Annotated in this window: 21 protein-coding genes and 2 pseudogenes; 9 read left to right on the top strand and 14 right to left on the bottom strand. The window is 53.6% G+C overall.

The genetic code is table 11. The annotated features are described in order from the left end of the window. Window positions 1-77: 77 nt before the first annotated feature. A complete protein-coding gene (locus GKAS_RS15685) occupies window positions 78-953 on the bottom strand; it encodes an extended-spectrum class A beta-lactamase CTX-M-115 (RefSeq protein ID WP_035895532.1) in 876 nt (291 codons plus the stop codon). A gap of 547 nt (window positions 954-1,500) precedes the next feature. Here GKAS_RS15685 and ypdK point away from each other — a divergent pair. Beyond that, window positions 1,501-1,572: a membrane protein YpdK gene (gene ypdK / locus GKAS_RS24885; RefSeq protein WP_100249902.1), complete on the top strand. Its 72-nt coding sequence runs from the start codon at window positions 1,501-1,503 to the stop codon at window positions 1,570-1,572. Window positions 1,573-1,637: 65 nt separating this feature from the next. Here the strand turns inward: ypdK and alaC are convergent, their stop codons facing one another. After that, window positions 1,638-2,864, bottom strand: a complete 1,227-nt coding sequence (gene alaC / locus GKAS_RS15680; RefSeq protein ID WP_035895527.1) for an alanine transaminase — start codon at window positions 2,862-2,864, stop codon at window positions 1,638-1,640. 389 nt (window positions 2,865-3,253) lie between these two features. On the opposite strand from alaC, the gene GKAS_RS15675 reads away from it, so the two are divergent. From GKAS_RS15675 to GKAS_RS15665, 3 genes and pseudogenes are all read left to right on the top strand, one after another. Beyond that, window positions 3,254-4,951: a sensor histidine kinase gene (locus tag GKAS_RS15675; protein WP_035895525.1), complete on the top strand. Its 1,698-nt coding sequence runs from the start codon at window positions 3,254-3,256 to the stop codon at window positions 4,949-4,951. 12 nt (window positions 4,952-4,963) lie between these two features. After that, window positions 4,964-5,701 carry a LytR/AlgR family response regulator transcription factor gene (locus tag GKAS_RS15670; protein ID WP_035895523.1) on the top strand — a complete coding sequence of 246 codons (738 nt, stop codon included), beginning with the start codon at window positions 4,964-4,966 and terminating at the stop codon, window positions 5,699-5,701. A 13-nt stretch (window positions 5,702-5,714) separates the two neighbouring features. Continuing rightward, a pseudogene (locus tag GKAS_RS15665) lies at window positions 5,715-6,573 on the top strand (helix-turn-helix domain-containing protein). A 43-nt stretch (window positions 6,574-6,616) separates the two neighbouring features. Here the strand turns inward: GKAS_RS15665 and GKAS_RS15660 are convergent. Both GKAS_RS15660 and GKAS_RS15655 read right to left on the bottom strand, forming a co-directional pair. Next, complete coding sequence (locus GKAS_RS15660) at window positions 6,617-7,873, bottom strand: MFS transporter (protein WP_035895521.1); 1,257 nt, start codon at window positions 7,871-7,873, stop codon at window positions 6,617-6,619. A 281-nt stretch (window positions 7,874-8,154) separates the two neighbouring features. Then, window positions 8,155-8,457 (bottom strand): hypothetical protein, encoded by a 303-nt coding sequence (locus tag GKAS_RS15655; protein ID WP_035895519.1) that lies wholly within the window; start codon window positions 8,455-8,457, stop codon window positions 8,155-8,157. A gap of 213 nt (window positions 8,458-8,670) precedes the next feature. On the opposite strand from GKAS_RS15655, the gene GKAS_RS15645 reads away from it, so the two are divergent. Continuing rightward, a complete protein-coding gene (locus GKAS_RS15645) occupies window positions 8,671-9,186 on the top strand; it encodes a helix-turn-helix domain-containing protein (RefSeq protein ID WP_051910776.1) in 516 nt (171 codons plus the stop codon). Between the two features lie 47 nt (window positions 9,187-9,233). Here GKAS_RS15645 and GKAS_RS15640 read toward each other — a convergent pair whose 3' ends face one another. The 4 genes and pseudogenes from GKAS_RS15640 to GKAS_RS15625 all read right to left on the bottom strand — a co-directional run bounded on the left by GKAS_RS15640 (window position 9,234) and on the right by GKAS_RS15625 (window position 11,524). Beyond that, the gene (locus GKAS_RS15640; protein WP_035895513.1) at window positions 9,234-9,755 is read right to left on the bottom strand and encodes a hypothetical protein; all 522 of its coding nucleotides are present in this window, start codon (window positions 9,753-9,755) and stop codon (window positions 9,234-9,236) included. Next, window positions 9,752-10,096 carry a DUF1294 domain-containing protein gene (locus tag GKAS_RS15635; RefSeq protein WP_035895511.1) on the bottom strand — a complete coding sequence of 115 codons (345 nt, stop codon included), beginning with the start codon at window positions 10,094-10,096 and terminating at the stop codon, window positions 9,752-9,754. Before GKAS_RS15635 ends, GKAS_RS15640 begins: the two co-directional genes overlap by 4 nt. Window positions 10,097-10,149: 53 nt before the next feature. Continuing rightward, window positions 10,150-10,551 carry a VOC family protein gene (locus GKAS_RS15630; protein ID WP_035895509.1) on the bottom strand — a complete coding sequence of 134 codons (402 nt, stop codon included), beginning with the start codon at window positions 10,549-10,551 and terminating at the stop codon, window positions 10,150-10,152. A gap of 78 nt (window positions 10,552-10,629) precedes the next feature. Next, window positions 10,630-11,524 (bottom strand): annotated as a pseudogene (locus tag GKAS_RS15625) (LysR substrate-binding domain-containing protein). 100 nt (window positions 11,525-11,624) lie between these two features. Between GKAS_RS15625 and GKAS_RS15620 the strand changes: the two are divergent. The 4 genes from GKAS_RS15620 to GKAS_RS15605 all read left to right on the top strand — a co-directional run bounded on the left by GKAS_RS15620 (window position 11,625) and on the right by GKAS_RS15605 (window position 14,629). Continuing rightward, window positions 11,625-11,927, top strand: a complete 303-nt coding sequence (locus GKAS_RS15620) for a carboxymuconolactone decarboxylase family protein (RefSeq protein ID WP_035895507.1) — start codon at window positions 11,625-11,627, stop codon at window positions 11,925-11,927. A 5-nt stretch (window positions 11,928-11,932) separates the two neighbouring features. Next, entirely contained in the window at window positions 11,933-12,319 is a 387-nt protein-coding gene (locus GKAS_RS15615; protein ID WP_035895505.1) for a tautomerase family protein, read from the top strand. A gap of 267 nt (window positions 12,320-12,586) precedes the next feature. Beyond that, window positions 12,587-13,570, top strand: a complete 984-nt coding sequence (locus GKAS_RS15610; RefSeq protein WP_035895503.1) for a DUF1852 domain-containing protein — start codon at window positions 12,587-12,589, stop codon at window positions 13,568-13,570. A 27-nt stretch (window positions 13,571-13,597) separates the two neighbouring features. Next, entirely contained in the window at window positions 13,598-14,629 is a 1,032-nt protein-coding gene (locus GKAS_RS15605; protein ID WP_035895502.1) for a methionine synthase, read from the top strand. Between the two features lie 110 nt (window positions 14,630-14,739). Here the strand turns inward: GKAS_RS15605 and ptsP are convergent, their stop codons facing one another. The 6 genes from ptsP to glk form a co-directional block, all read right to left on the bottom strand. Next, a complete protein-coding gene (ptsP, locus tag GKAS_RS15600; RefSeq protein ID WP_035895500.1) occupies window positions 14,740-17,235 on the bottom strand; it encodes a phosphoenolpyruvate--protein phosphotransferase in 2,496 nt (831 codons plus the stop codon). A 22-nt stretch (window positions 17,236-17,257) separates the two neighbouring features. Beyond that, window positions 17,258-18,298, bottom strand: a complete 1,041-nt coding sequence (gene ypdE / locus GKAS_RS15595) for an aminopeptidase (protein WP_035895498.1) — start codon at window positions 18,296-18,298, stop codon at window positions 17,258-17,260. Next, window positions 18,298-19,380, bottom strand: coding sequence for an aminopeptidase (gene ypdF, locus GKAS_RS15590; protein WP_035895496.1), 1,083 nt, complete (start codon window positions 19,378-19,380; stop codon window positions 18,298-18,300). Before ypdF ends, ypdE begins: the two co-directional genes overlap by 1 nt. A 16-nt stretch (window positions 19,381-19,396) precedes the next feature. Then, window positions 19,397-20,641 carry a PTS fructose transporter subunit IIC gene (locus GKAS_RS15585; RefSeq protein WP_035895494.1) on the bottom strand — a complete coding sequence of 415 codons (1,245 nt, stop codon included), beginning with the start codon at window positions 20,639-20,641 and terminating at the stop codon, window positions 19,397-19,399. A 20-nt stretch (window positions 20,642-20,661) separates the two neighbouring features. After that, the gene (locus GKAS_RS15580; RefSeq protein WP_035895492.1) at window positions 20,662-20,988 is read right to left on the bottom strand and encodes a PTS fructose transporter subunit IIB; all 327 of its coding nucleotides are present in this window, start codon (window positions 20,986-20,988) and stop codon (window positions 20,662-20,664) included. A 231-nt stretch (window positions 20,989-21,219) separates the two neighbouring features. Continuing rightward, window positions 21,220-22,185, bottom strand: a complete 966-nt coding sequence (gene glk, locus GKAS_RS15575; protein WP_035895490.1) for a glucokinase — start codon at window positions 22,183-22,185, stop codon at window positions 21,220-21,222. Between the last annotated feature and the right edge of the window lie 36 nt (window positions 22,186-22,221).

Genomic DNA, 22,221 nt, shown 5'->3' with positions numbered 1-22,221 from the left:
TTCGTTGCAAGACAAGACTGAAGTTCAGGAGCACATTTTTAACGTAAATGGAGCGATACCTCGCTCCATTTATTGCATCAGAAACTGTGGGTTACGATTTTCGCCGCCGCAGCCAGAACATCCCGACGGCTTTCCGCCTTCTGCTCCGGTTGGGTAAAGTAGGTCACCAGAACCAGCGGTGCGTGGTTTTCCGGCCAGATAATCGCGATATCGTTGGTGGTGCCATAATCTCCGCTGCCGGTTTTATCGCCCACTACCCATGATTTCGGCAGACCCGCCCGAATGCTCGCGCTACCGGTAGTATTGCCCTTAAGCCACGTCACCAACTGTGCCCGCTGAGTTTCCGCCAGCGCTTTACCCAGCGTCAGATTTTTCAGGGTCTGCGCCATCGCGAGCGGCGTGGTGGTATCACGCGGGTCGCCTGGAATGGCGGTATTGAGCGTGGGCTCGGTTCTGTCCAGACGGAAGGTCTCATCACCCAACGAGCGAGCAAACGCCGTCACTTTATCGGGCCCACCCAGATGGGCAATCAGCTTATTCATGGCAGTATTGTCGCTATACTGCAGCGCCGCTGCGCCAAGCTCAGCCAGCGTCATAGTGCCGTTAACGTGTTTCTCAGCAATGGGATTGTAGTTAACCAGGTCGCTCTTCTTGATTTCAACGCGCTGATTTAGCAGGTGCTTATCGCTCTCGCTCTGTTTAAGCACCGCCGCGGCCGCCATCACCTTACTGGTACTGCACATCGCAAAACGTTCATCGGCACGGTAGAGAATCTGCGAATTATCGGCGGTGTTAATCAGCGCAACGCCAAGCCGACCTCCCGAACTTTTCTCCAGGGCTTCCAGCTGCTGTTGCACGCTGTTCGCCTGCGCATGCAGCGTTGCGCTGCTAAATAGCAGGGGTAGCGTCGCCATCACCGTTAACATTGAGCGGCGAATGCTCTGAGTCATCATAAAAAATCCTCTATTAGTATTATCCCTCGGCCTTCAAGTATTCATTGAAAAAACAAAAAGTAAAAACAAAACCTGCCAATATCTCCACAATTGAGCCTGGTCCAAATTTACATCGCGGCGAAAAAGCAAAAGTCAGAGATCGCTCACGAAAGCAGCAGCACATTTTGCAGCAGAGGAAAAAAGGATGAGGGGTACGCAGGCACGGTAAAAATTTTTGACGTCCGTCGCAAAATTAGCCATAAAATCAATAGGGTTTAAAGGGCGAGAAACGGTCAAAAGAAACGTCGCCAGAATGAAATTTATTACCGGATGAAATTAAAGTGTCGCCGAATCACGACACCCGTAAGTAACTAAAAATTAATAAAAAAATCCCTCTTGTTTCCCCTCATCTTTAGGCGTACATTAGCGCCATCTGGAGCACAAATGCACAGAATTCTGAGGTGATGTCAGCCGCGAAAATGGGTCAGTCTTTTTCCGTCGGTTGATATCAGCTCGCAGTACTACCTGGTCATAAATGCGTAGAAAAAATTACGCGGAGAGATGAGTCGTGAAATATTTCTTTATGGGCATTTCCTTTATGGTCATCGTTTTTGCCGGCACGTTCGCCCTGATGATCTAGCCAATAAAAATGCAAAAAAAACAGGAGCCGATTGGCTCCTGTTTGCATTTGTGGGGCAACGAAAATCAGCCAGCCGGTTTGTGCTCTGACGGCAGCAGACCGTCGGCGCGGAACATGGCTTTAATTCCACGGATAGCCTGACGAATGCGGTCACGGTTTTCAATCAACGCAAAACGGACATGAGTGTCGCCATAGTCACCAAAGCCGATACCCGGAGATACGCACACCTTCGCGTCCTGCAGCATCTTCTTGGCAAACTCCAGCGAGCCCATATGCGCGTACTGCTCCGGAATCTTAGCCCACACGTACATTGACGCTTTCGGCATGTCGACCATCCAGCCCGCTTCATGCAGCCCTTTCACCAGCACATCACGGCGGCGCTTATACTGGGCAGCAATATCGAGCACACACTGTTGATCCCCTTCGAGGGCGGCAATGGCCGCCACCTGAAGCGGCGTGAAGGTGCCGTAGTCGTGATAGCTTTTAATACGCGCCAGCGCGTTAACCAGGGTTTTGTTACCGACCATAAAGCCGATACGCCAGCCCGCCATGTTGTAGCTTTTGGACAGCGTGAAGAACTCTACTGCCACGTCGCGCGCACCGGGTACCTGCATAATCGACGGCGCTTTCCAGCCATCGAACACGATGTCGGCATAGGCCAGGTCGTGCACCACCAGCACATCGTAACGTTTGGCCAGCGCGACCACTTTTTCGAAGAATTCCAGCTCGACGCACTGCGCGGTCGGGTTAGACGGGAAACCTAAGATCATCATCTTTGGTTTTGGGTAGCTTTCGCGAATCGCACGTTCCAGCTCGTTAAAGAAGTCGACGCCTTCCACCAGCGGTACGGATCGTACCTGAGCCCCGGCAATCACCGCGCCATAAATGTGGATCGGATAGCTTGGGTTTGGCACCAGCACGGTATCACCGTGATCGAGCGTGGCCAGCATCAGGTGCGCCAGACCCTCTTTCGAACCAATGGTGACGATCGCTTCGTCTTCCGGGTCAATTTCAACGTCGTAACGCTCCTGATACCAGCGAGAAATCGCGCGGCGCAGGCGCGGAATACCTCGCGAAGTGGAGTAGCCGTGGGTGTCCGGGCGCTGTGCCACGGTGCAGAGTTTTTCGACGATGTGCGGCGGCGTCGCGCCGTCCGGGTTCCCCATGCTGAAATCGATGATATCTTCGCCGCGCCGACGCGCAGCCATTTTCAGTTCAGCGGTGATGTTAAAAACATAAGGGGGTAAGCGATCGATACGCGTAAAACGGCGTTCAGGACTGGAGTCAGCCATAGGTTCCTCAGATTTACGTTAGCGCCCGAACCGTTCGAGCGACGCTGCCACCGATGTGGCATGATTAGAAAATAACCTGAAAAAAATGGCGCTGTCGAGAGGGGACGTAAAAAATTATTGCTGTGGTTAAAAGGGGAAGTTGCGAACAAACGAATCAATCACCGTTGTTCGGATAAGTGAAAAACAGAACATTATAATAACAGTGCATTACCCAGATTTTTGCATTGTAGCTGTCGTGATACTCCGCAGATTCACCATCTCTCCTTCATGATTCATTTTCTCTATCAATCCCCTTTTAAAAATAAGGTTTATCCCTATTCATGCGTATCGCTGGTCATCCGCCGCCGGGTTTCTTATCATAAGACTTTCCTGAAAAACCCGGCGCTCCCATGCACGAAATATTCGATATGCTGCTCGCGGTCTATGACCGAGCCGCATTAATGCTGATTTGCCTCTTTTTCCTGATTCGCATCCGTCTGTTCCGCGAACTGCTGCATAAATCCGCGCATACCCCGAAAGAACTGTTGGCGGTAACGGTTATTTTCTCGATGTTTGCTATCTTCAGCACCTGGTCCGGCGTGCCGGTGGAAGGGTCGCTGGTGAACGTCAGGATTATTTCGGTGATGTCCGCGGGCATCCTTTTCGGCCCTTGGGTAGGTATCATTACCGGGATCATTGCCGGTGCGTACCGTTATTTAAGCGATATTGGCGGAGTGACCGCCATTCCTTGTTTTATTACCACCATTGCCGCAGGCATTATTTCGGGCGTCATTCACCGCAAAGTCCCAAAAGAGCGGCATTGGCGTGTAGGTATCCTCGGCGGTATGTTGTGCGAAACGGGCACCATGATTCTGGTGATTCTTTTTGCACCAACCATGGCGCTTGGGGTCGACATTGTGTCGAAAATCGGCATCCCGATGATTGCCGGCAGCGTCTGTATCGGCTTTATCGTCCTGCTGGTGCAGAGCGTTGAGGGTGAAAAAGAGGCCAGCGCTGCGCGCCAGGCCAAGCTGGCGCTGGATATCGCCAATAAAACCCTGCCTCTGTTTCGCCAGATTAACAGCGACACACTGCGCCAGATTTGCGACATTATTCGCCAGGATATTCACGCCGATGCGGTAGCCATAACCAACACCGATCGCGTACTGGCATACGTTGGCGTGGGAGAAGATAACTACCACAACAATGATGACGCCATCAGCCCAACCACCAAACAGGCTATCAACAACAACGAAATCATCATTAAAAACAATGATGAAGCCTACCGCACGCCGGAAATCCACTCGATGCTAGTGATCCCGCTTTTGGAAACCGGGGTGGTGACCGGGACGCTGAAAATCTATTACTGCCACGCGCACCAGATAACGTCGTCACTACAGGAAATGGCGATCGGTTTATCACAGATCATTTCGACCCAGCTTGAGGTTTCCCGCGCCGAACAGCTGCGGGAAATGGCAAATAAGGCAGAGCTGCGCGCGCTGCAAAGCAAAATTAATCCCCATTTTCTGTTTAACGCACTGAACGCCATTTCGTCGTCGATTCGCATGAACCCGGATACTGCGCGGCAGTTGATTTTCAATCTCTCACGCTACCTGCGCTATAACATTGAATTAAAAGACGATGAGCAGATTGATATCCGTAAAGAGCTGTACCAGATTAAAGACTATATCGCTATTGAGCAGGCGCGTTTCGGCGATAAGCTCACGGTGATTTACGATATCGACGATGAGGTGAACTGCTTTATTCCTAGCCTGCTGATTCAACCGCTGGTGGAAAACGCCATCGTGCACGGGATTCAGCGCAGCAAAGGGAAAGGTGTAGTCACCATTAGTGTGACGGAGTCCGGCAACCGCGTGCGTATCGGCGTGCGGGATACTGGCCCAGGCATCGACCCGCTGGTGATTGCGCGAGTCGAAGCCAATGAAATGCCGGGCAACAAAATTGGCCTGCTGAACGTACACCACCGCGTTAAGCTGCTGTACGGTGAAGGGCTGCATATCCGCCGCCTGGAGCCGGGCACCGAGATTGCGTTCTATATTCCAAACCAGCGTACGGCCATTCCGGCCGCCGCCACGTTACTGCCTTAACCCGGAGCCCGTATGAAGGTCATCATTGTTGAAGATGAATTCCTGGCCCAGCAGGAACTAACCTGGCTGATTCAACAGCATAGCCAGATGGAGATTATCGGTACGTTTGACGACGGGCTCGACGTGCTTAAATTTTTGCAGCACAACAAAGTCGATGCCATCTTTCTCGACATCAACATTCCGTCGCTCGACGGCGTGCTGCTGGCGCAAAACATCAGTCAGTTTGCCCACAAGCCATTTATTGTCTTTATCACCGCGTGGAAAGAACATGCGGTAGAAGCCTTTGAGCTGGAAGCATTTGACTACATTCTGAAGCCGTATCAGGAATCACGCATCGTCACCATGCTGCAAAAGCTCGAGTCGAGCTGGCAACAGCAGCAATCTGGCAATGTTAACGTTGTCAGCAGCGCGCCGCGTGAAAATGACACGGTTAACCTGATTAAAGACGAGCGCATTATCGTCACGCCGGTTAACGATATCTACTACGCCGAAGCGCACGAAAAAATGACCTTCGTCTATACCCGGCGCGAATCGTACGTGATGCCGATGAACATCACCGAATTTTGCGCCAAGCTACCGTCTAGCCAGTTTTTCCGCTGTCATCGTTCCTTCTGTGTGAACCTGAATAAAATACGCGAGATAGAACCGTGGTTTAATAACACCTATATTCTGCGCCTGCGTGACCTGGAGTTCCAGGTGCCGGTAAGCCGCAGTAAGGTGAAAGAATTCAGGCAGATAATGCATTTATAGCGCAGGATGGGGAATGAAAGCATCAGAACTACCAGCAGACCAACAGTTTTTTGCCGATCTGTTCAGCGGCCTGGTGCTCAATTCACAAAGGCTAGGCCGAGTCTGGTTTGCCACCCATCCCACCAGTCTGCCAAACGGCAGTCTGTGCCTAGACCTCCCGCGCCTCGACGTGGTGTTGCGCGGCGAATACGGCAATCAACTGCATAAAGATCAGCATCGCCTGACCGAGGGGGAGATGCTGTTTATTCCCGCTCGCGCCGCGAACCTGCCGGTGAGCGATAAACCGGTGATGCTGTTAAGCCTGGTTTTTGCTCCGGCCTGGCTGGGGCTTTCGTTCTACGATAACCGCACCGCCTCCCTGCTCCGCCCGGTTCGTCGTATCGAACTTCCGCATCTGCAGCGCGGCGAAGGCGAAGCCATCCTCACCGCCCTAACCCATCTGAGCCGCTCACCGCAGATGCAGGATGTTATTCAACCGCTGATGCTCAGCCTGCTGCACCTGTGCCGGAGCGTTGTTAATATACGTCCGGAAGCACAGCGCCCGCGTTCAGAATTTCTCTACCAGAGCATGTGCAACTGGGTACAGGACAACTATGCGCAGCCGCTCACCCGCGACAGCGTGGCACAGTTTTTCAATATCACGCCCAACCATCTCTCAAAGCTGTTTACCCAACACGGCACTATGAGCTTTGTCGAATACGTGCGCTGGGTGCGCATGGCAAAAGCAAGGATGATCCTGCAAAAATACCATCTCTCGATTGCGGAAGTGGCACAGCGCTGCGGCTATCAGGATAGCGACTATTTTTTGTCGACTTTTCCATCGGGAATTTGGGCTCACACCGGGAGAGTACGGTGCACGATTTAAGGCATAAATCTGATACAGCGTATTTTGCTTGCTGGCGCGCCCCCCCCCATTTAAGCGTCCAGCAGGCGCGCCAGCATGTTTCTTCTGCTGATATAAATAATTGCGCACAGCAGCAGGCTCAGCAACGCTGTGCCGATAAACACCCCCGCCCCGGTCATCGCGAGCAGTACTCCACCGATTAGCGGCCCGACAGCGATACCCAGCGTCGACAGCGTTGATGCTCCCAGATAAGCGCCACGATGCTCAGCCGGCGCGAGCTGATCGAGCAAAATGTTCAGGTTCGGCATCAAAATCGCCTCCCCCATGCTAAACAGGCAGGTAGCCGACAGCCAGAGCCCCATGTCCGTCGAGCGTATGGAAAAAAAGCTCAGTTGCGCGAGAAAGAAGACCGCACCGCCCATCAGAATGCGCCTGGGCAGCGTCATCTGCGCCATAAATCGCACGATAAAGGTCTGAAATACCAGCACAGTACAGGCGTTGGTAACCAGTATCAGGGTTATCAGTTTAATCGCTGCGTTGCCATCCAGCGACAGAAGATACTGGGGCAGAACGGCTTCATAATGGATAAACACCACGCTGCACAAAATACTGCACAGCAGCGCCGCAATATAGATTTTATCTCTGGCAATCACGCCTATTACCTGATGAAACTTAATAGCAGGCCCGCTGCCGGTCTGCTGCCCCTCATCCAGAAGTTTACCCGCAGGAACAAACAGCAGTACGTAGACGAAAAACGGCAGGTAGCTGAGGCCCGTTATCAGGAAAGTGCCCTTTTGCGATGTCAGGCCGAAAACGATCCCCACCAGAGGGCCAAAGACGGCCGCGACGTTTATCAGGTAGTAGCGCATTTGCAGGGCAAGCGCACGGCGGCGACGGTCGCCCAATAAATCACTCATCAGCGCGCGCACCGGAGGGTCAACCCACGCAAAACAGACGCCGATAATCATCAGGCCACAGATAAACAGCGCCATGCCCGTCGCCTGCGCCAGAATGATGTAGCCCACGGCGGAAAACCCACAGCCCAGCAGAAGAATAACCCGTCGCCCCAACCTGTCAGAGATCTGCCCACCATACATCCCGAGCACCACCGAAATAAGCGCGCTACTGGTCATCGCCAGACCAATGGCAATAGGCGACATATGATAATTCTGCGTCATGATAACGGCGATAAATGGCCACGCCATAAAATAGCTGAACCGAATGACCAGGGTAAAAAACAGCAGCGCATGGACGGTCGCGGGGAACGTTTTTAACGTCTGAAACAGGCCAGGAGCCGCACAAACTTCAGCGGCAGGTTTTGTCGTCATAGGTCAGCTCGTGAGTGATGATGAATAGAGTGCTTCGCTATTTAATGTAAGCGATTAAATATTAATAAAATTATTCAACAATCGTCGCAAGAGAAATGTTAATGAAATGTTTAATACGCCTGTTTGTGAGGTCCGGCGTCTTAGTCTTAGCGAAAAATAAGGGAAAGTGTGAGGCGGTCACCAAAAAGCGGTAGTTAATACTGAGTTCACCGATAACCTATCGTCGGTTACCGGCGTATAACCTGAAATGGCTCCATCAATGCGTTATTTTCGCGCGAGAGTTATTCAAACAATAATGAAGATAGCCCGATAAACATGATGCCGTTAAGCACCAATAGCACCAGGACAATAATAAACGCCAGCACGCCAAACACCGTGATTTTCCGGCGTTGAATAAACGTAATCCCGGATAATACCGCGCAGAACAGAATCACCTTAAAGATATAAGACAGCGGCACCATCGCCGCATGGCCGGTATGGACCCCAGCCAGCCCCAGAAGGCCCAACACCAGAGCGCCACAAAATCCCCATCCCCAGAACGTCATCGGCAAGCTCAGTTGCCCTGTGACCAATTTTTTTAACACAGCCCTATCCTTATCTATTATCTCAATACGTTAACGTTTTTAGCATCCGCTATCCTGGCCTGCATAGCGAATTTTACCGTTGAGCGGCAGGTTAAAAAAGCCACCCAAATCAGGATGTCGTCCGCGTGTCGGGTTGATGTCGCCTGCCTGTCGTGCCGCTGCGGGAAAAGATGTGCAAGAATCTTTCTATCACGAATCTGCGAGGCAACAATCATGAATACCAGTGAAAAAATCAAAGCTTACCGGCTCAAAAATGCATGGTCACAGGAACAGCTCGCGCAGCTGGCTTCTCTGTCTGTAAGAACGGTACAACGCATTGAAAAGGGGCATACGCCGGGACTAGAAACAATCAGCGCGCTAGCCTCCGTGTTTAATGTCACGGTATCTGAGCTGTCCGATGAGGCAGAGCTGGCAAACGACGCACTGGATACGCGCATTCTCGATGCCAGGCGTCGTGTACTGGAAGAGGCTCGCTTCTATCGCACCCTGACCATTGCTTTTCTGATCTGCGCCGCGCTGATGACGGTGAACTACTTTTACTCCCCGGGGAGTTACTGGTCACTGATAGTGACGCTTATCTGGGGCTCGCTGATTGCCGTTCGTGCACTGAGGACGTTTGTCTTCCGGGAACGTATTGCCCAATGGCAGCATAATCGGATGCTGCGGCTATTACGCGAAAAAAATATCTCACTGTCGCGCGAAAACACCTCCGCCGACAAAGACCATTAACCACAATCATGGCGATCGCCGGCGCCGCTCAGAAGCGCGGCGCGGCACTACGCCAGTTGATAGGGAAAGAGATGCACAACATTACTGGCTAACGGGTAAATACCCAGGCTTTCGGTTCTTTTCTGGAGTTCTTCCAGGGGCAGACCAGCAATAGGCTCACGCCCACCCCAGATAAGCAGCCCCTTTTTGCCATAGTCAGCCATGATCTCAAGCGTTTTTCCATTGCTCATTTCAATCAGTAACTTATTCTCTTTCACAGGACGTAAATCCCCTTCAGTACTCGCAATGAACAGCGCTATTTCACCCGAAGCAATAATATTTTCATGCCGTGGAGAGATAATCATGCCGTTCGCCGCCACCGGTATCATGTTCAGCTGTGAGCACCCGGTATAATCCGTCTCAGATGGCATTCTGCCTCCCCAGAGGTGAATACCTTCTGGGATTTCAGCCGGTAGCGGCTGCGGACTGTCTGTCAGTTCGAGCGTTTTACCGTCATCAAACTCAACCACGATGCGACTGCCGTTTTGTAAGACTAAGTCCCCGTTCGGGTCAGTGATGTACAGGTTCATACCATCCCCCTGGTAAGCAGCAGGTAAATCGCCACCATCGCCGCGATACTCACTATCACGCTGATGATGAAATAGGTTTTAAACGGCTGCTTTTGCGTTTTGTGGCGAAAGGACTGCTGGCCCACAATCGCGCCGGGCCAGCCACCGACCATACCAAAAATCAGCAGCGTAGATTCCGGCACACGGCGCCAGGCCTTGCGCGCGGCAAGTTTGTCGACGCCATAAATCACGATGGTCAGAACGTTGACCAGGAGAAACCACATCATAAAAGGATGCAGCGTAAAAATACTGCCGAGCGCCGCAAGGCCCAGCAGCAGATAGCAAAAACGATTGAGATTCATATCAGTAAATAGCGCCATATGGAGCGTGTCGACAGCGTATTATACGCACAACGTTAGCCTTGCTTGTTCTGGTAGAGATCCCAGCGGTTGCCATACAGGTCTTCAAATACCACCACCGTACCGTACTCTTCTTCTCGCGGCGCTTCGCAAAACGTCACGCCATTTGCCTTCATGGCGTTGTAATCGCGCCAGAAATCATCAGTTTGCAAGAACAGAAACACCCGCCCGCCACACTGATTACCAATAAACCCTTCCTGCCGCTCGTTTGAAGCGCGCGCCAGAAGTAAATTGCAGTCGCTTTCCGGGTTCGGAGAAACCACCACCCAGCGCTTACCGGGCTGCGGCGTATCTTCAACGAGGGTAAATCCAAGCTTTTGCGTGTAGTACGCGATGGCGCGATCGTAATCATCCACCACGATGGCAACGTACCCCAAACACCGTTTTTGCGTTCTCATTGTCTGCTCCGTCCGGTTTCAGGCATTGTTGCCCGCTCCCTTTTTATCATAAATGAATTTTCTTCACCCAACGTATCATCAGCGCACGCGTGCCACGCCGGTTAACGCCGCTTCCATAAGCGCGCCTAGCGCCGCTTGCGCTTCGCTAACCGTCGCCGTTCCGGTATTCATTTTCAGGGTAATGCCTAAATTGCCCGGCGAGGGCAACAGGTTTTCCACGACACACAGGCTGCCCGGCATACCAATACGCGTTCGCAGCGTAATGCCCAGCCCCGCCTGCACCGCCGACCAGATACCGCTCAGGCTGTGGCTGACAAAAACCACCTGCCAGGGAATATTCGCCCGATCCAGGCTGTCAATGGCGCGAGAGCGCATCATACAAGGGTGCTCGAACATCACCAGGGGCAGCGGCTCGCCCTGCGTCAGCAGCGCGGCAATATTGAGATCCGGATGCGCTATCCATTCCAGCGAGCACTGACTTATCAGCCTGCCGTTTTTGAGTTTCTCCCTCCGGCTGCCAGAGCAGCGCCAGATCGAGCCTATTGTCGTTAAGCGCTTCGAGCAACGCTGGGTTACGGTCGATACGGGCTGACATCCGCATTCCCGGATGGTGACGCTTAAACTCGCCAAGGATGCCGGGCATCAGGGATTCGCCGAAATCTTCCTGCATGCCAATACGAATCTCACCTTGTAACGGTTCGCTGTTTAGCGCGCGCTGCGCTTCATCGTTTAGCGCCAGCAGCCGACGGGCATAGCCCAGCAATATCTCACCGTTGTGGGTCAGCTCCAGATGACGGCCTTTCCTGACCACCAGCGCGGTACCGCACTGCTGCTCCAGCTTTTTCAACTGCGCGCTGACCGCAGAAGTTGAGCGGCAAAGACGTTGTGCCGCCAGCGCAAAGCTGCCGGACTCCATGCCGGTAACGAAGCTGCGCAGCGCGTCGAGGTCGAGCGAAGGGGGAACTTTATTCATAATTGTCCTGAAATTCGGGATTGACAATCAAAAACGATTCAATTTTCAGGACGAAAATATCTCGCCAGAATGGGTTCACTGTCAATACGGAGAGAACACCATGTCAAAGCCCCTCGATCGTGAAACCCTGGCCCGCATCGCACCAAAGTTAGCCGAGCTAAGCCAGGAACTGCTGTTTAACGATATCTGGCAACGTGAAGGACTTTCATCACGCGAACGTAGCCTGATTACGCTTGCCGCCCTCACCGCGCTTGGGCGCGTGCAGCAAATCCCCTGGCACATTCACTTTGCGCAGCAAAATGGCCTGACAAAAGCCGAAATGGTGGAAGCGTTCACCCATCTGGCGTTCTACGCGGGCTGGCCTGCGGCGGTATCCGCTCTCGAATGTCTGGATGAGGAATAACGACAATGCCATTTACCCGAATAACCCTACGCCAGGGCTACAGCGATGCCCAGATAGCGCAGATATCTGACATTCTGCAGCAAAGCCTCGAAGACGAATTTGTCGTCCCGCCCCACGATCGTTTTCAGGTGTTTGAAACGCTACCGGCAAACCAGCGCGTGTTTGATAGCCGCTATTACAGCGCAGGGCGTAGCGACAACTTCATTCAGTTTCATATCCTTGCGGGAAAACCGCGTTCATCTGCGCAAAAGAGAAACCTTTGCAGGACGCTCTGTGAACGACTCAATACGAAGATGAATATTTCTCCTGATGATGTGATGGTGATGATTCAGTTCAATACCGCCGATGACTGGAGCTTCAGCAACGGTCAAATGCTCTCTGAGCTTGATTAGCCCTATTCTCCGGTGCTAAACGCGCCGGAGAGCCCGCTGCGGCGTTTCGTGACACACCTCTCTTTTTCACCATTTCCCCGCATCATGAACTTCCCTCATGTTGCATTGAAATTAAGTCGCTTTCCCTCTTTCACCGCCTCTGGCATAAATTATCAACATTAACTTATCGGCAACATTAAGACTGCTGAATGAGAAAAGCAGAGCAGCGTCTCTGGCAATCAGTAAGTGAATTTAATTTTCATATCAGCACTCGGGATGACAGAGACGATGAATAAAGATTTTACCTTTACTATCAAGAGCAGCACCTTCGACGAAAACTATAACCCGTCAGAAAATACGCGTATTACTACCAACTTCGCGAATCTGGCTCGTGGGGAGAACCGTCAGGAAAACCTGCGCAATACATTGAAGATGATTGACAATCGTTTCAATACGTTAGCGCATTGGGATAACCCTAAAGGCGATCGTTACGGCGTTGAGCTTGAGATTATTTCCGTTGAGATGAATATCGATGCGGAAGGTAAAACCACGGCGTTTCCAGCCATCGAAATATTGAAAACCCATATTGTTGACAAGAAAACCAACGAACGTATTGAAGGCATTGTTGGCAATAACTTCTCTTCCTACGTTCGTGATTATGACTTCAGCGTGTTGCTGCTTGAGCATAATAAAAACAGAACCGAATTTAACATTCCGGATACCTTTGGCGAGCTGCACGGCAATATCTTTAAGCACTTTGCCAACTCACCGGAGTACAAAGCGAACTTCAAAAAATCGCCGGTTATCTGCCTTAGCGTGTCGAGCAAAGATGTTTATCGCCGCACGGGCAATGAACACCCGGTGCTGGGCATTGAATACCAGCCGAGCAGCGCCTCCCTGACCGAGCAGTACTTCGGCAAGATGGGCCTGAAAGTACGCTATTTCATGCCACAAAACAGCGTTGCGCCGCTGGCGTTCTTCTTCTCCGGTGACCTGCTGAGTGATTACACCAGCCTGGAGCTTATCAGCACCATCAGCACCATGGAGACGTTCCAGAAGATTTATCGCCCGGAAATTTACAATGCCAACTCGGCGGCGGGCCTGTGCTATCAGCCAGACCTGAACCAGCAGGATCACTCATTAACCAAAATTGTTTATGACCGTGAAGAACGCAGCCGCTTAGCGATTGAGCAGGGGAAATTTACCGAAGAGCACTTTATCAAGCCGTATCAGAACATTCTTGAGCAATGGTCCGCTAACTACGCTCTTTGATTAACAAATAATACCAGGTTATTGAATATGAAAACATTGCTCCCGACTTCCACCGCTGGCAGCCTGCCGAAACCGTCCTGGCTTGCTCAACCAGAGACGCTGTGGTCACCATGGAAATTACAGAACGACGAGTTAGTTGAAGGGAAACAGGATGCGCTGCGTCTCTCCCTGCAAGAACAGCTGCTGGCCGGTATTGATATTGTTAGCGACGGCGAGCAGACCCGTCAGCACTTCGTCACCACATTTATTGAGCACCTGAGCGGCGTGGATTTTGAAAAACGCGAGATCGTGAAAATCCGTAATCGCTACGATGCCAGCGTGCCAACGGTTGTCGATGAAGTGGCACGTCAAAAACCGGTGTTTGTTGACGATGCGCGTTACCTGCGTCAGCTGACTAAGCAGCCTATCAAGTGGGCGCTGCCGGGGCCAATGACCATGATTGATACCCTGTATGACAATCACTACAAAAGCCGTGAAAAGCTGGCGTGGGAATTTGCCAAAATCCTCAACCAGGAAGCTCGCGAGTTAGAAGCCGCAGGCGTGGATATTATCCAGTTTGACGAACCGGCCTTTAACGTGTTCTTCGATGAAGTAAATGATTGGGGGATCGCGACATTAGAGCGCGCTATTGAAGGTCTGAAGTGCGAAACCGCGGTACACATCTGCTACGGCTACGGCATTAAGGCCAACACCGACTGGAAGAAAACGCTGGGTTCAGAGTGGCGTCAGTACGAAGAGGCATTCCCTAAGCTGCAATCTTCGAATATCGATATTATCTCGCTGGAGTGCCACAACTCCCGCGTGCCAATGGATCTGCTGGAATTGATCCGCGGTAAAAAAGTGATGGTAGGGGCGATTGACGTTGCGAACCACGCTATTGAAACGCCTGAAGAAGTGGCTGAGACGCTGCGCAAAGCGCTGCAGTTCGTCGATGCAGAGAACCTCTACCCGTCAACCAACTGCGGCATGGCACCATTGCCTCGCCAGGTGGCTCGCGGCAAGCTCAACGCGCTAAGCGCAGGCGCCGAGATTATCCGTAAGGAAATCCTGGGCCGATAACCCCGTCTCCGCGTAGGCCGGATAAGGCGGTTACGCCGCCATCCGGCATCGGTCTACATGATTGCCGGATGGCGCTGCGCTTATCCGGCCTACGGGGTTGTGCGTTCACCTCAGAACACCAGTTCCGACTCCAGCAGCGTTAAAATCGCATTGGCATCTTCTGCCGCAAACAGCGACTGACGGAACTGCTTATTCACCAGTTTCCGCGCCAGCTGTGAGAAAACCTTCACATGGTTCATGCCTTCGTCGGCACCCAGCGTCAGCATAATCACCAGCTCCACCTCGCCCATTTCAGACTGCCAGTCTATCGGCTGTGATAAGCGTGCAATGCTGATACTGGAATGACGTATCCACTGCGATTTGGTGTGCGGGATGGCCACGCCAAACCCTACGCCGGTGGTGACAATCTCTTCACGCTGCCAGACATCTTCCTCCAGCTCGAACGGATGCTCTGTGCGCCCATTCGCGCCGAGGTTACCGCAGAGGAACTGAATCGCCTGCTCTTTGTTGGCAAACGACTCGCCGACAAAGATATTCTCTCGCGCCAGCAGCGGACGGACGTCTTTCGCGGGCGCAAACGCGTTCAGCAGCGTTTCAATCTCCTGCGCACTCCGGCATTCGCACGCCTTAAGCGCCAGTTCGCGGCAGGTGCTGGCATCCAGTTGGCGAATCTGGCTTTTCACCGCCGGGATCCGCGGGCTACTCATGCTCAGTTCATCAAGACCGAGCCCCAACAGTAGCGGTAGATAGCGGCTTTCTCCACCCAGTTCACCGCAAATGCCCACCCATTTTCCGCGATCGTGCGCCACGCGAATAATCTGCTGCAACATGCGCAGGAACGATGGCGTAATCGGGTTATACAGCGGAGATACCCGAGGGTTATTGCGGTCGACCGCGTAGAGGTACTGCGTCATATCGTTGGAACCGATACTGAAGAAATCCACCTCATCGCAGAAATGGTCAATGATGTAACAGACCGAAGGCACCTCGACCATAATGCCCAATGAAATATTTTCAGCATGCCGCAGCCCTTCCTGCTTGAGCGCCGCGGCGGCTTTCTGTAGTTCACTTTTGACCCACAGGATCTGATCAAGGCTGTGCACCATCGGAATCATCAGCCGCGCATTGCCGAAGGCTGCCGCGCGCAGAATAGCGCGCAGCTGGCTGCGAAATAGCCCGGCAAATTCGGGATAAATTCGCACCGCACGATAGCCAAGGAACGGGTTTTCTTCCTGCGGAATATTGAGATAGGGAATGTTTTTATCCCCGCCAATGTCCATGGTGCGGAAGATAACCGGCTTGCCTTCAGCCGCTAGCAGCACCTGCTGGTAGGCTTCAAACTGCTCCTGCTCGTCGGGAGCGCTGTCCCGGTCCATAAACAGCATTTCAGTGCGGAACAACCCAACTCCTTCGGCCCCATTGGCAAAGGCGCCGGGTGCTTCCAGCGCGGTGCCGATATTAGCGGCAACGTCGATGCGTTGGTTATCTTTGGTAAGCGCTATCTGCGCGGCATCCCGCGCCTGCTGCTGCTGGCGCTTTTCAGCCAGGCGTTGCGCTATCGCATAGTAGCCGCTCACTGCGTCATTGGGATTGACCGCTAGCACGCCGCACTGTGCGTCCAACACCGCAGGTAAGCCGGCGTAGCCCGCAATCGCCTCCAGCGGTAGCCCGCTGAGCACCGGAATAGCGGAGGCGCGAGCCAGAATCAAGGTGTGGGAGGTACGCCCGGTTTTTTCCAGAATCATGCCGGAAAGATGTTGTAAATCAAGGCTTAAAAACTGGCTAGGCGTCAGGTCTTCCGCCACCAGAATCGTCGGTTTATCCAGCACCAGCGCGTTACGCGGGCGGCGGTCAGGCCAGGTGATATGCAGCAGCTGTTCGCTGATATCGCGAATATCGCTCACCCGCTCACGCAGGTAATCGCTGGCGGAGGCCAGCAGCTTGTCGCAGACCTGCTCCATATTGGTGATGATGGCATCGCCTAGCCCCTTCTGCTGCCCGGCCATCAGACGGCGGATATTTCCGGCAAATTCATCATCCTGGATGAGCGATAAGTGAGCGCTAAGAATGGTTTTGCTTTCTCCCCCGCGCTCACGAAGCTGGAGATTCAGGCGCTCGGCAAGCGTCGCCAGACTGTGTTCCAGCCGCGTCGTGTCTTCGGCGCTGGCGGGAATGGCCCGATAGATATCCAGACTGTCGCTTTTGCACAACGTCAGCACTCCCGCGCCTACCCCTGCGGCCAGCACGTTGCCGTACAGCAGGTCCGGATTAAGACGAATCAGCGAGCGCGGCAGCGGGTGTGCCGCCAGCTCCGCTGCCGTCGGCTGAATGCTATCACTGTCAATAAAGCGGTTCTGGATGTACTCCTCCAGCGCACGCCTGGCCTGTTCGGCATCGCGGCCGGTAATGTTCAGACTGCAACTATCATTGAACAGCGTGCCGGTGCCAATCAGCGCTAACGAGCTTTTCGCATCAGCTTGCGCATTCTGACGATGGTTGATAAAGGTCACATCGCTTTGCCACTGACTGCACTGTTCTTTCAGCTCCCATGCGGGGCGAGCGTGCAGGCCATTCGGCAGCGGGCAGAGAAATTGAATCGTTAACATAACCACTCCTGTTAGCGTGAGATCAGCACCTGAAGTCCGTCAGGTGAGCCACGGTCTCACGCGTAAAGCTGGTAATCAGCGCGGATAGCAGCGCCTGGGTTTGCATAATGTCGCGGCAGTCCGCAATGGACGCCGCGCAATGCCCATGACGGGTGGCCGGGCCAATCACTACTGTCGGAACCCCGGTTCCGCTAAGGTGTACCGCGCCGCCATCGGTGCCGCCGTTGCTGAACATATCGAGCTGTAACGGAATTTCGGCTTCGGCAGATACGCGTTCAACTAAGGCAATCAACTTCGGCGGCGCAATCAGTGATTTGTCACTCAGCACCAGCATTGGGCCTTTACCCAGCTGACGATGATTTGCCGCTCCGTAGTCAAAATTTTTCGCCCAGCAGGCGGTATCCAGCACAATCGCCACATCCGGAGCCACCGCGCGCGCGGCCGTTTGCCCGCCGCGTAGCCCGACTTCTTCGCTGGAGCTTGCCACCAGCCAGACTTCGGCCGGTAATTCGGTCTCGTTCAGTTCACGCAGCAGCGCCACCAGCAGATAGCAGCCCAGCCTGTCGTCGAACGCTTTGCCCATCATCCGCTGATGCGGCAGCACCTGAAAAGGGGTATCAAAGGTCACGCGATCGCCCGGACGCACCCCGGCCTGAACCACTTCATCATAAGAGCGCGCGCCAATATCTACCCGCAGAGACCCCACATCATTACCGTTACGTTCACCGTCGAGCAGGCCGGGAATTTTGCTTTCCTCACGGGTGGTGATGCGAACCGGCTGTAGCTGACGCGCCGCCATGCGGACATTGCCGACCGGCAGCACATCAATCGCCCCTTCAGAAGAGATGCTACGAACGATAAAACCCACCTCATCCATATGCGCGCAGATCATCACCTTCGGGCCATCGGATTCATTTAATCGGATCAGTACCGATCCCAAACCATCGAAGCGCACCTCTTTGTGCAGACGATCCGCTTCATCCAGCAGGATCTGACGAACTTCTTGTTCTGAGGAGGCGATCGCATCCGCCTCGCTCAGGGCTTTCAGTAGCGATAAATCCATCATGCCTCTCCCGTGCATAACAATGTTTTTGGCATGCTATAGAGCACTTCGCCGCCGTCAGGCGTTACCAGCACGATATCTTCAATTCGCACGCCCCCCTGACCTGGAAGATAGATGCCGGGTTCAACGGTCAGCAGCATCCCCGCCGCAAGCGCGGTGGCATCCGTCGGCGAGAAACGCGGATCTTCGTGAACATCAATGCCAATCGCGTGACCCGTATTGTGTCCAAAGTATTCCCCGTAGCCCGCTTCATTAATGACGTAACGTGCGGCGAAATCCACTTCAAAGCAGCGCGCGCCCGGATGAATGGCGGCAATGCCTGCAAGCTGGGCCTGAAGCACCACCTGATAGACCGAAAACAGCGGATGCGCTTCGGGCGCCATCGCACCGGAAACCAGAAACGTCCGCGTCATATCAGAGCAGTAGCCCTGATACTGAGCGCCGAAGTCGAGCGTGATAAGTTCTCCGGCTTCCACGCGTTTATCGCTGGCTTTACCGTGCGGCAGCGCGCCGCGCCAACCGCTGGCGACAATGGTATCGAAAGCGGCTTTTTCCGCACCAAGCGTACGCATATACCATTCGAGTTCGGCGGCAATCTCTCGCTCAAGCATTCCCGGTTGAATAAAGCGACGAATATGCTCCGCGCTCTGGTCCGCAATCCGGCAGGCCTGGCGAATCAGGTCAATTTCCTGCGGCGTTTTGATTTGCCGTAGCGCGTCGAGAGAAGCCCCTACCAGCGCGGCCTTAATGGATGCCTGCCAGCGCTGGGCGGTGTGCCAGCTTACCTGTGCCCCTTCAAAACCGACGGTGTAAAGATGTTCGTCGGCCACAATCTGGTTCACGATGTCTGCCAGCGTTCGCTCGGCGTTCAGCAGATGAAGCTGGTAGCCGTCGGCGCGAGACTGAATATCAGCGTAATAGCGTGAATCAGCCAGAATATGCGCGCTGTTGCGCGCAATCAGCACATAGCCAGAGCCGGTAGAAATGCCCAGGTGCGGCTGCTTATTCTGGCGCGATGAAATCAATACCGCGTCAAGCTCCTGTTCAACCAGCCACTGCCGCAGCGATGCCAATAACATCATTGTTTCGTCCTTATCCTTAGAGGCTTTCAATCAGCAGTTTGCCTCTGCGGTACTGCAGGTTACGCAGGAACACCACCATCAGCGCGGTAATAATCGCCCCCAGCGCAATCCCCGCCATGTAGACGCCAAGGTTGCTTACCAGCGGCCACGCCCAGATAGCCGACTCAGGGAACCACTGTACCGCACCCAGCCAGACGGCGGCGGTTGAACCCACAATCGCCCCTACCATGTAGGACGGGATCGCGGTAATCGGGCTCTCCAGCGCAAACGGAATCGCCCCTTCGCTGATGCCCATAAACGCGAGGAACATCGCCGTTTTACCCTGCGGATAAAGCTGGGCGCTGAACAGGCGTTTGCCGGTTAAGCGACGGTCAAGGATGGTCGCCAGACCCAGGCCAATCGGTGGAATGACGATAGCAATCGAACGGGCGGTAATTGGCAGGACGTGATCGGTGGTAAAACTAAAGGCCACAAAACCCGCCGCTTTGTTGATCGGGCCGCCGAGGTCAATAGCCGTTGCCGCTGCAATCCCCATCGCGTACATCAGCGTGCCCTTCTCGCCCGCCGTGGTCAGCAGCGTGCGAATACCACCGTTGATCCAGCCGCCGAAAGGGGTAATGACGTAATACATCGCCAGCATGACGAAAATCGCGGAGAGGATCGGCAGTAAAAAGGTTGTTTTGAACGCGAGCAGAAAATCAGGCAACTGGATCTTCTGGTTCATCCACTTCACCAGATAACCGGCAACGATGGAGATAATCAGCGCGCCAATAAAGGTGGAAGGAACCGGTGCGGTCGTCACCCAGTGCAGCGTATTGGGGTCAAAATTAAGCATTTGCGTCGGCTGAGTAGACATCAATCCGCCGATAAACCCGGCCGGAAACGCCAGCTTACCGCCGATAGAGTTCGCCACAAACGCGGCAAACATCGGGATCGCGAAACCAAACAAGACGCCGCCGAAGGATTGCGACAGCCAGGCAAACTTTAACAAAGAGAGGTTAAAGCCCGAAAATTGCCCGCTATTGAGCGCATCCATAATGCCGGTATCAGCAGGGATCTTCAGCCAGCTATAAGCAATCAGCTGGCTGAAGGCGAGGATCACCCCGCCCATGATAAGCGTCGGTACCATGCGCGAAATCCCTGACATCACATGCTGCGGGAGTTCGCCCCAAAAGCTGTTACGGGCGGCTGGCGGCGTTTTTATCGCGGCAGCACCAGATGCGCCTGGCACAACGGTTGCACTGCGTTTTTTTATGGCCATAGTGGTATCCCTGTCGACAATTATTGTTGTTCAGCTGCAACCATCTCTTCGATTTCTTTAATAATGCCCGCGGCGTTTTTGATGGCATCCTGTAGGGTAATTTCGTACACATCGCGCGTTTCGAAACGCTCATTGTCTTCCGGCGTGACGGCAACGGAGTGGATAATTAAGGTCGCTTCGGCAATATCCTGCGCGGTCAGGCGGTTCTGAATACCGTCGGCGCCCTGCGTTTCAATTTTGACTTCATATCCCGCTTCCACCGCCGCTTCTTCCAGCGCCTGGGCAGCCATAAAAGTGTGTGCCAGCCCCATTGGGCATGCGCAGACGGCAATCAGTTTCTTAGTCATCACAAACTCCTCCAGATAGTTAACGAGAGGGATTATTGCTAAGTCGCCTCGGTCATTGTTAGCAGACGAACAATGCTTTTACTGGACAAATAATCCTGCCTGACAGAAGTGTGACGCGTGTCGGAATGGCAGAAGACGGGCGAAAAAAAACCGCGAATTGAACGCGGTTTGGGGATGTGCTTCCCGGCGTTGCTACGCTCGGCCGGGCTACATGTTTTTTCATCAGGCAGTTTACAGAATTTGCCCCAGCGTTTGACGCAGGTGCGCACCGGAGCCAAGCAGGCCTGGGTTGTCGTGAACAATCAGATAGACCGGGATTGGGTGAACGTAATCTTTAAAACGGCCTTTATCTTCAAACCCACCACGGAAGCCGGAGGCTTTGAAGAACTCAAGGAAGCGCGGCACAATACCACCGGCGATATAAACGCCGCCAAAGGTGCCAAGCGTTAACGCCAGGTCGCCACCAAAACGGCCCATAATGACGCAGAACAGCGACAGCGCACGGCGGCAGTCGGTGCAGGTGTCAGCCAGTGCGCGTTCGGTAATATCCTTCGGCTTATAGTTTTCCGGCACGCGGTTGTCAGACTTTACAATCGCGCGGTAGAGATTGACCAGGCCCGGGCCGGACAGGACGCGCTCGGCGGATACGTGACCAATCTCTTCACGCAGCACTTCAAGAATAATCCCTTCTTCTTCGCTATTCGGCGCGAAATCGACGTGACCACCTTCACCAGGCAGGCTGACCCAGCGTTTATCGACGTGAACCAGATGCGCGACGCCAAGGCCGGTGCCCGCGCCGTAAACGGCGATCGGTTTGCCTTCAACCGGTTCGGTACCGCCAAACTGGATCAGATGCTCTTTTTTCAGCATCGGAATCGCCATCGAGACCGCGGTAAAGTCGTTGATGATTTCCAGATGAGAGAAACCGAGGTTTTTCTTCATTTCCGCAATGGAAAACTGCCAGGTGTGGTTGGTCATCGCCACCCAGTCGCCGGTAATCGGGCAAGCAATGGCGATGCAGCCGTCCTCAACCGACACGTTATGCTCGTCGAGATAGACGCGGACAACGGCTTCCAGGCTTGGATAATCCAGGCCGGAATAGGTTTTCGCCTGCGAAATTTCACCGCTGGCTAAATCGCACAATGCCAGACGCGCATTGGTGCCCCCAACATCACCCACTAAAGCAAACTTTGTCATTCCGTTACGGCTCCGCTAAAGTCAGAATAAATCTTT

Origin of the sequence: Kluyvera ascorbata ATCC 33433, from assembly GCF_000735365.1 — a bacterium.
Taxonomy (GTDB): domain Bacteria; phylum Pseudomonadota; class Gammaproteobacteria; order Enterobacterales; family Enterobacteriaceae; genus Kluyvera; species Kluyvera ascorbata.
Note: the sequence above shows the minus strand (reverse complement) of the source record. Positions and strands in the feature narration are given on the sequence as shown.

Coding starts and splice junctions, on each gene's coding strand:
- GKAS_RS15670 (WP_035895523.1), top strand. CDS start 4,964: ATGAAGGTCATCATTGTTGAAGATGAATTCCTGGCCCAGCAGGAACTA.
- GKAS_RS15635 (WP_035895511.1), bottom strand. CDS start 10,096: ATGAATCTCAATCGTTTTTGCTATCTGCTGCTGGGCCTTGCGGCGCTC.
- GKAS_RS15620 (WP_035895507.1), top strand. CDS start 11,625: ATGTCAAAGCCCCTCGATCGTGAAACCCTGGCCCGCATCGCACCAAAG.
- GKAS_RS15585 (WP_035895494.1), bottom strand. CDS start 20,641: ATGGCCATAAAAAAACGCAGTGCAACCGTTGTGCCAGGCGCATCTGGT.
- GKAS_RS15645 (WP_051910776.1), top strand. CDS start 8,671: ATGAATACCAGTGAAAAAATCAAAGCTTACCGGCTCAAAAATGCATGG.
- ypdF (WP_035895496.1), bottom strand. CDS start 19,380: ATGATGTTATTGGCATCGCTGCGGCAGTGGCTGGTTGAACAGGAGCTT.
- GKAS_RS15610 (WP_035895503.1), top strand. CDS start 12,587: ATGAATAAAGATTTTACCTTTACTATCAAGAGCAGCACCTTCGACGAA.
- GKAS_RS15685 (WP_035895532.1), bottom strand. CDS start 953: ATGATGACTCAGAGCATTCGCCGCTCAATGTTAACGGTGATGGCGACG.
- GKAS_RS15675 (WP_035895525.1), top strand. CDS start 3,254: ATGCACGAAATATTCGATATGCTGCTCGCGGTCTATGACCGAGCCGCA.
- GKAS_RS15580 (WP_035895492.1), bottom strand. CDS start 20,988: ATGACTAAGAAACTGATTGCCGTCTGCGCATGCCCAATGGGGCTGGCA.
- GKAS_RS15630 (WP_035895509.1), bottom strand. CDS start 10,551: ATGAGAACGCAAAAACGGTGTTTGGGGTACGTTGCCATCGTGGTGGAT.
- alaC (WP_035895527.1), bottom strand. CDS start 2,864: ATGGCTGACTCCAGTCCTGAACGCCGTTTTACGCGTATCGATCGCTTA.
- GKAS_RS15660 (WP_035895521.1), bottom strand. CDS start 7,873: ATGACGACAAAACCTGCCGCTGAAGTTTGTGCGGCTCCTGGCCTGTTT.
- glk (WP_035895490.1), bottom strand. CDS start 22,185: ATGACAAAGTTTGCTTTAGTGGGTGATGTTGGGGGCACCAATGCGCGT.
- ptsP (WP_035895500.1), bottom strand. CDS start 17,235: ATGTTAACGATTCAATTTCTCTGCCCGCTGCCGAATGGCCTGCACGCT.
- GKAS_RS15615 (WP_035895505.1), top strand. CDS start 11,933: ATGCCATTTACCCGAATAACCCTACGCCAGGGCTACAGCGATGCCCAG.
- ypdE (WP_035895498.1), bottom strand. CDS start 18,298: ATGGATTTATCGCTACTGAAAGCCCTGAGCGAGGCGGATGCGATCGCC.
- GKAS_RS15605 (WP_035895502.1), top strand. CDS start 13,598: ATGAAAACATTGCTCCCGACTTCCACCGCTGGCAGCCTGCCGAAACCG.
- GKAS_RS15640 (WP_035895513.1), bottom strand. CDS start 9,755: ATGAACCTGTACATCACTGACCCGAACGGGGACTTAGTCTTACAAAAC.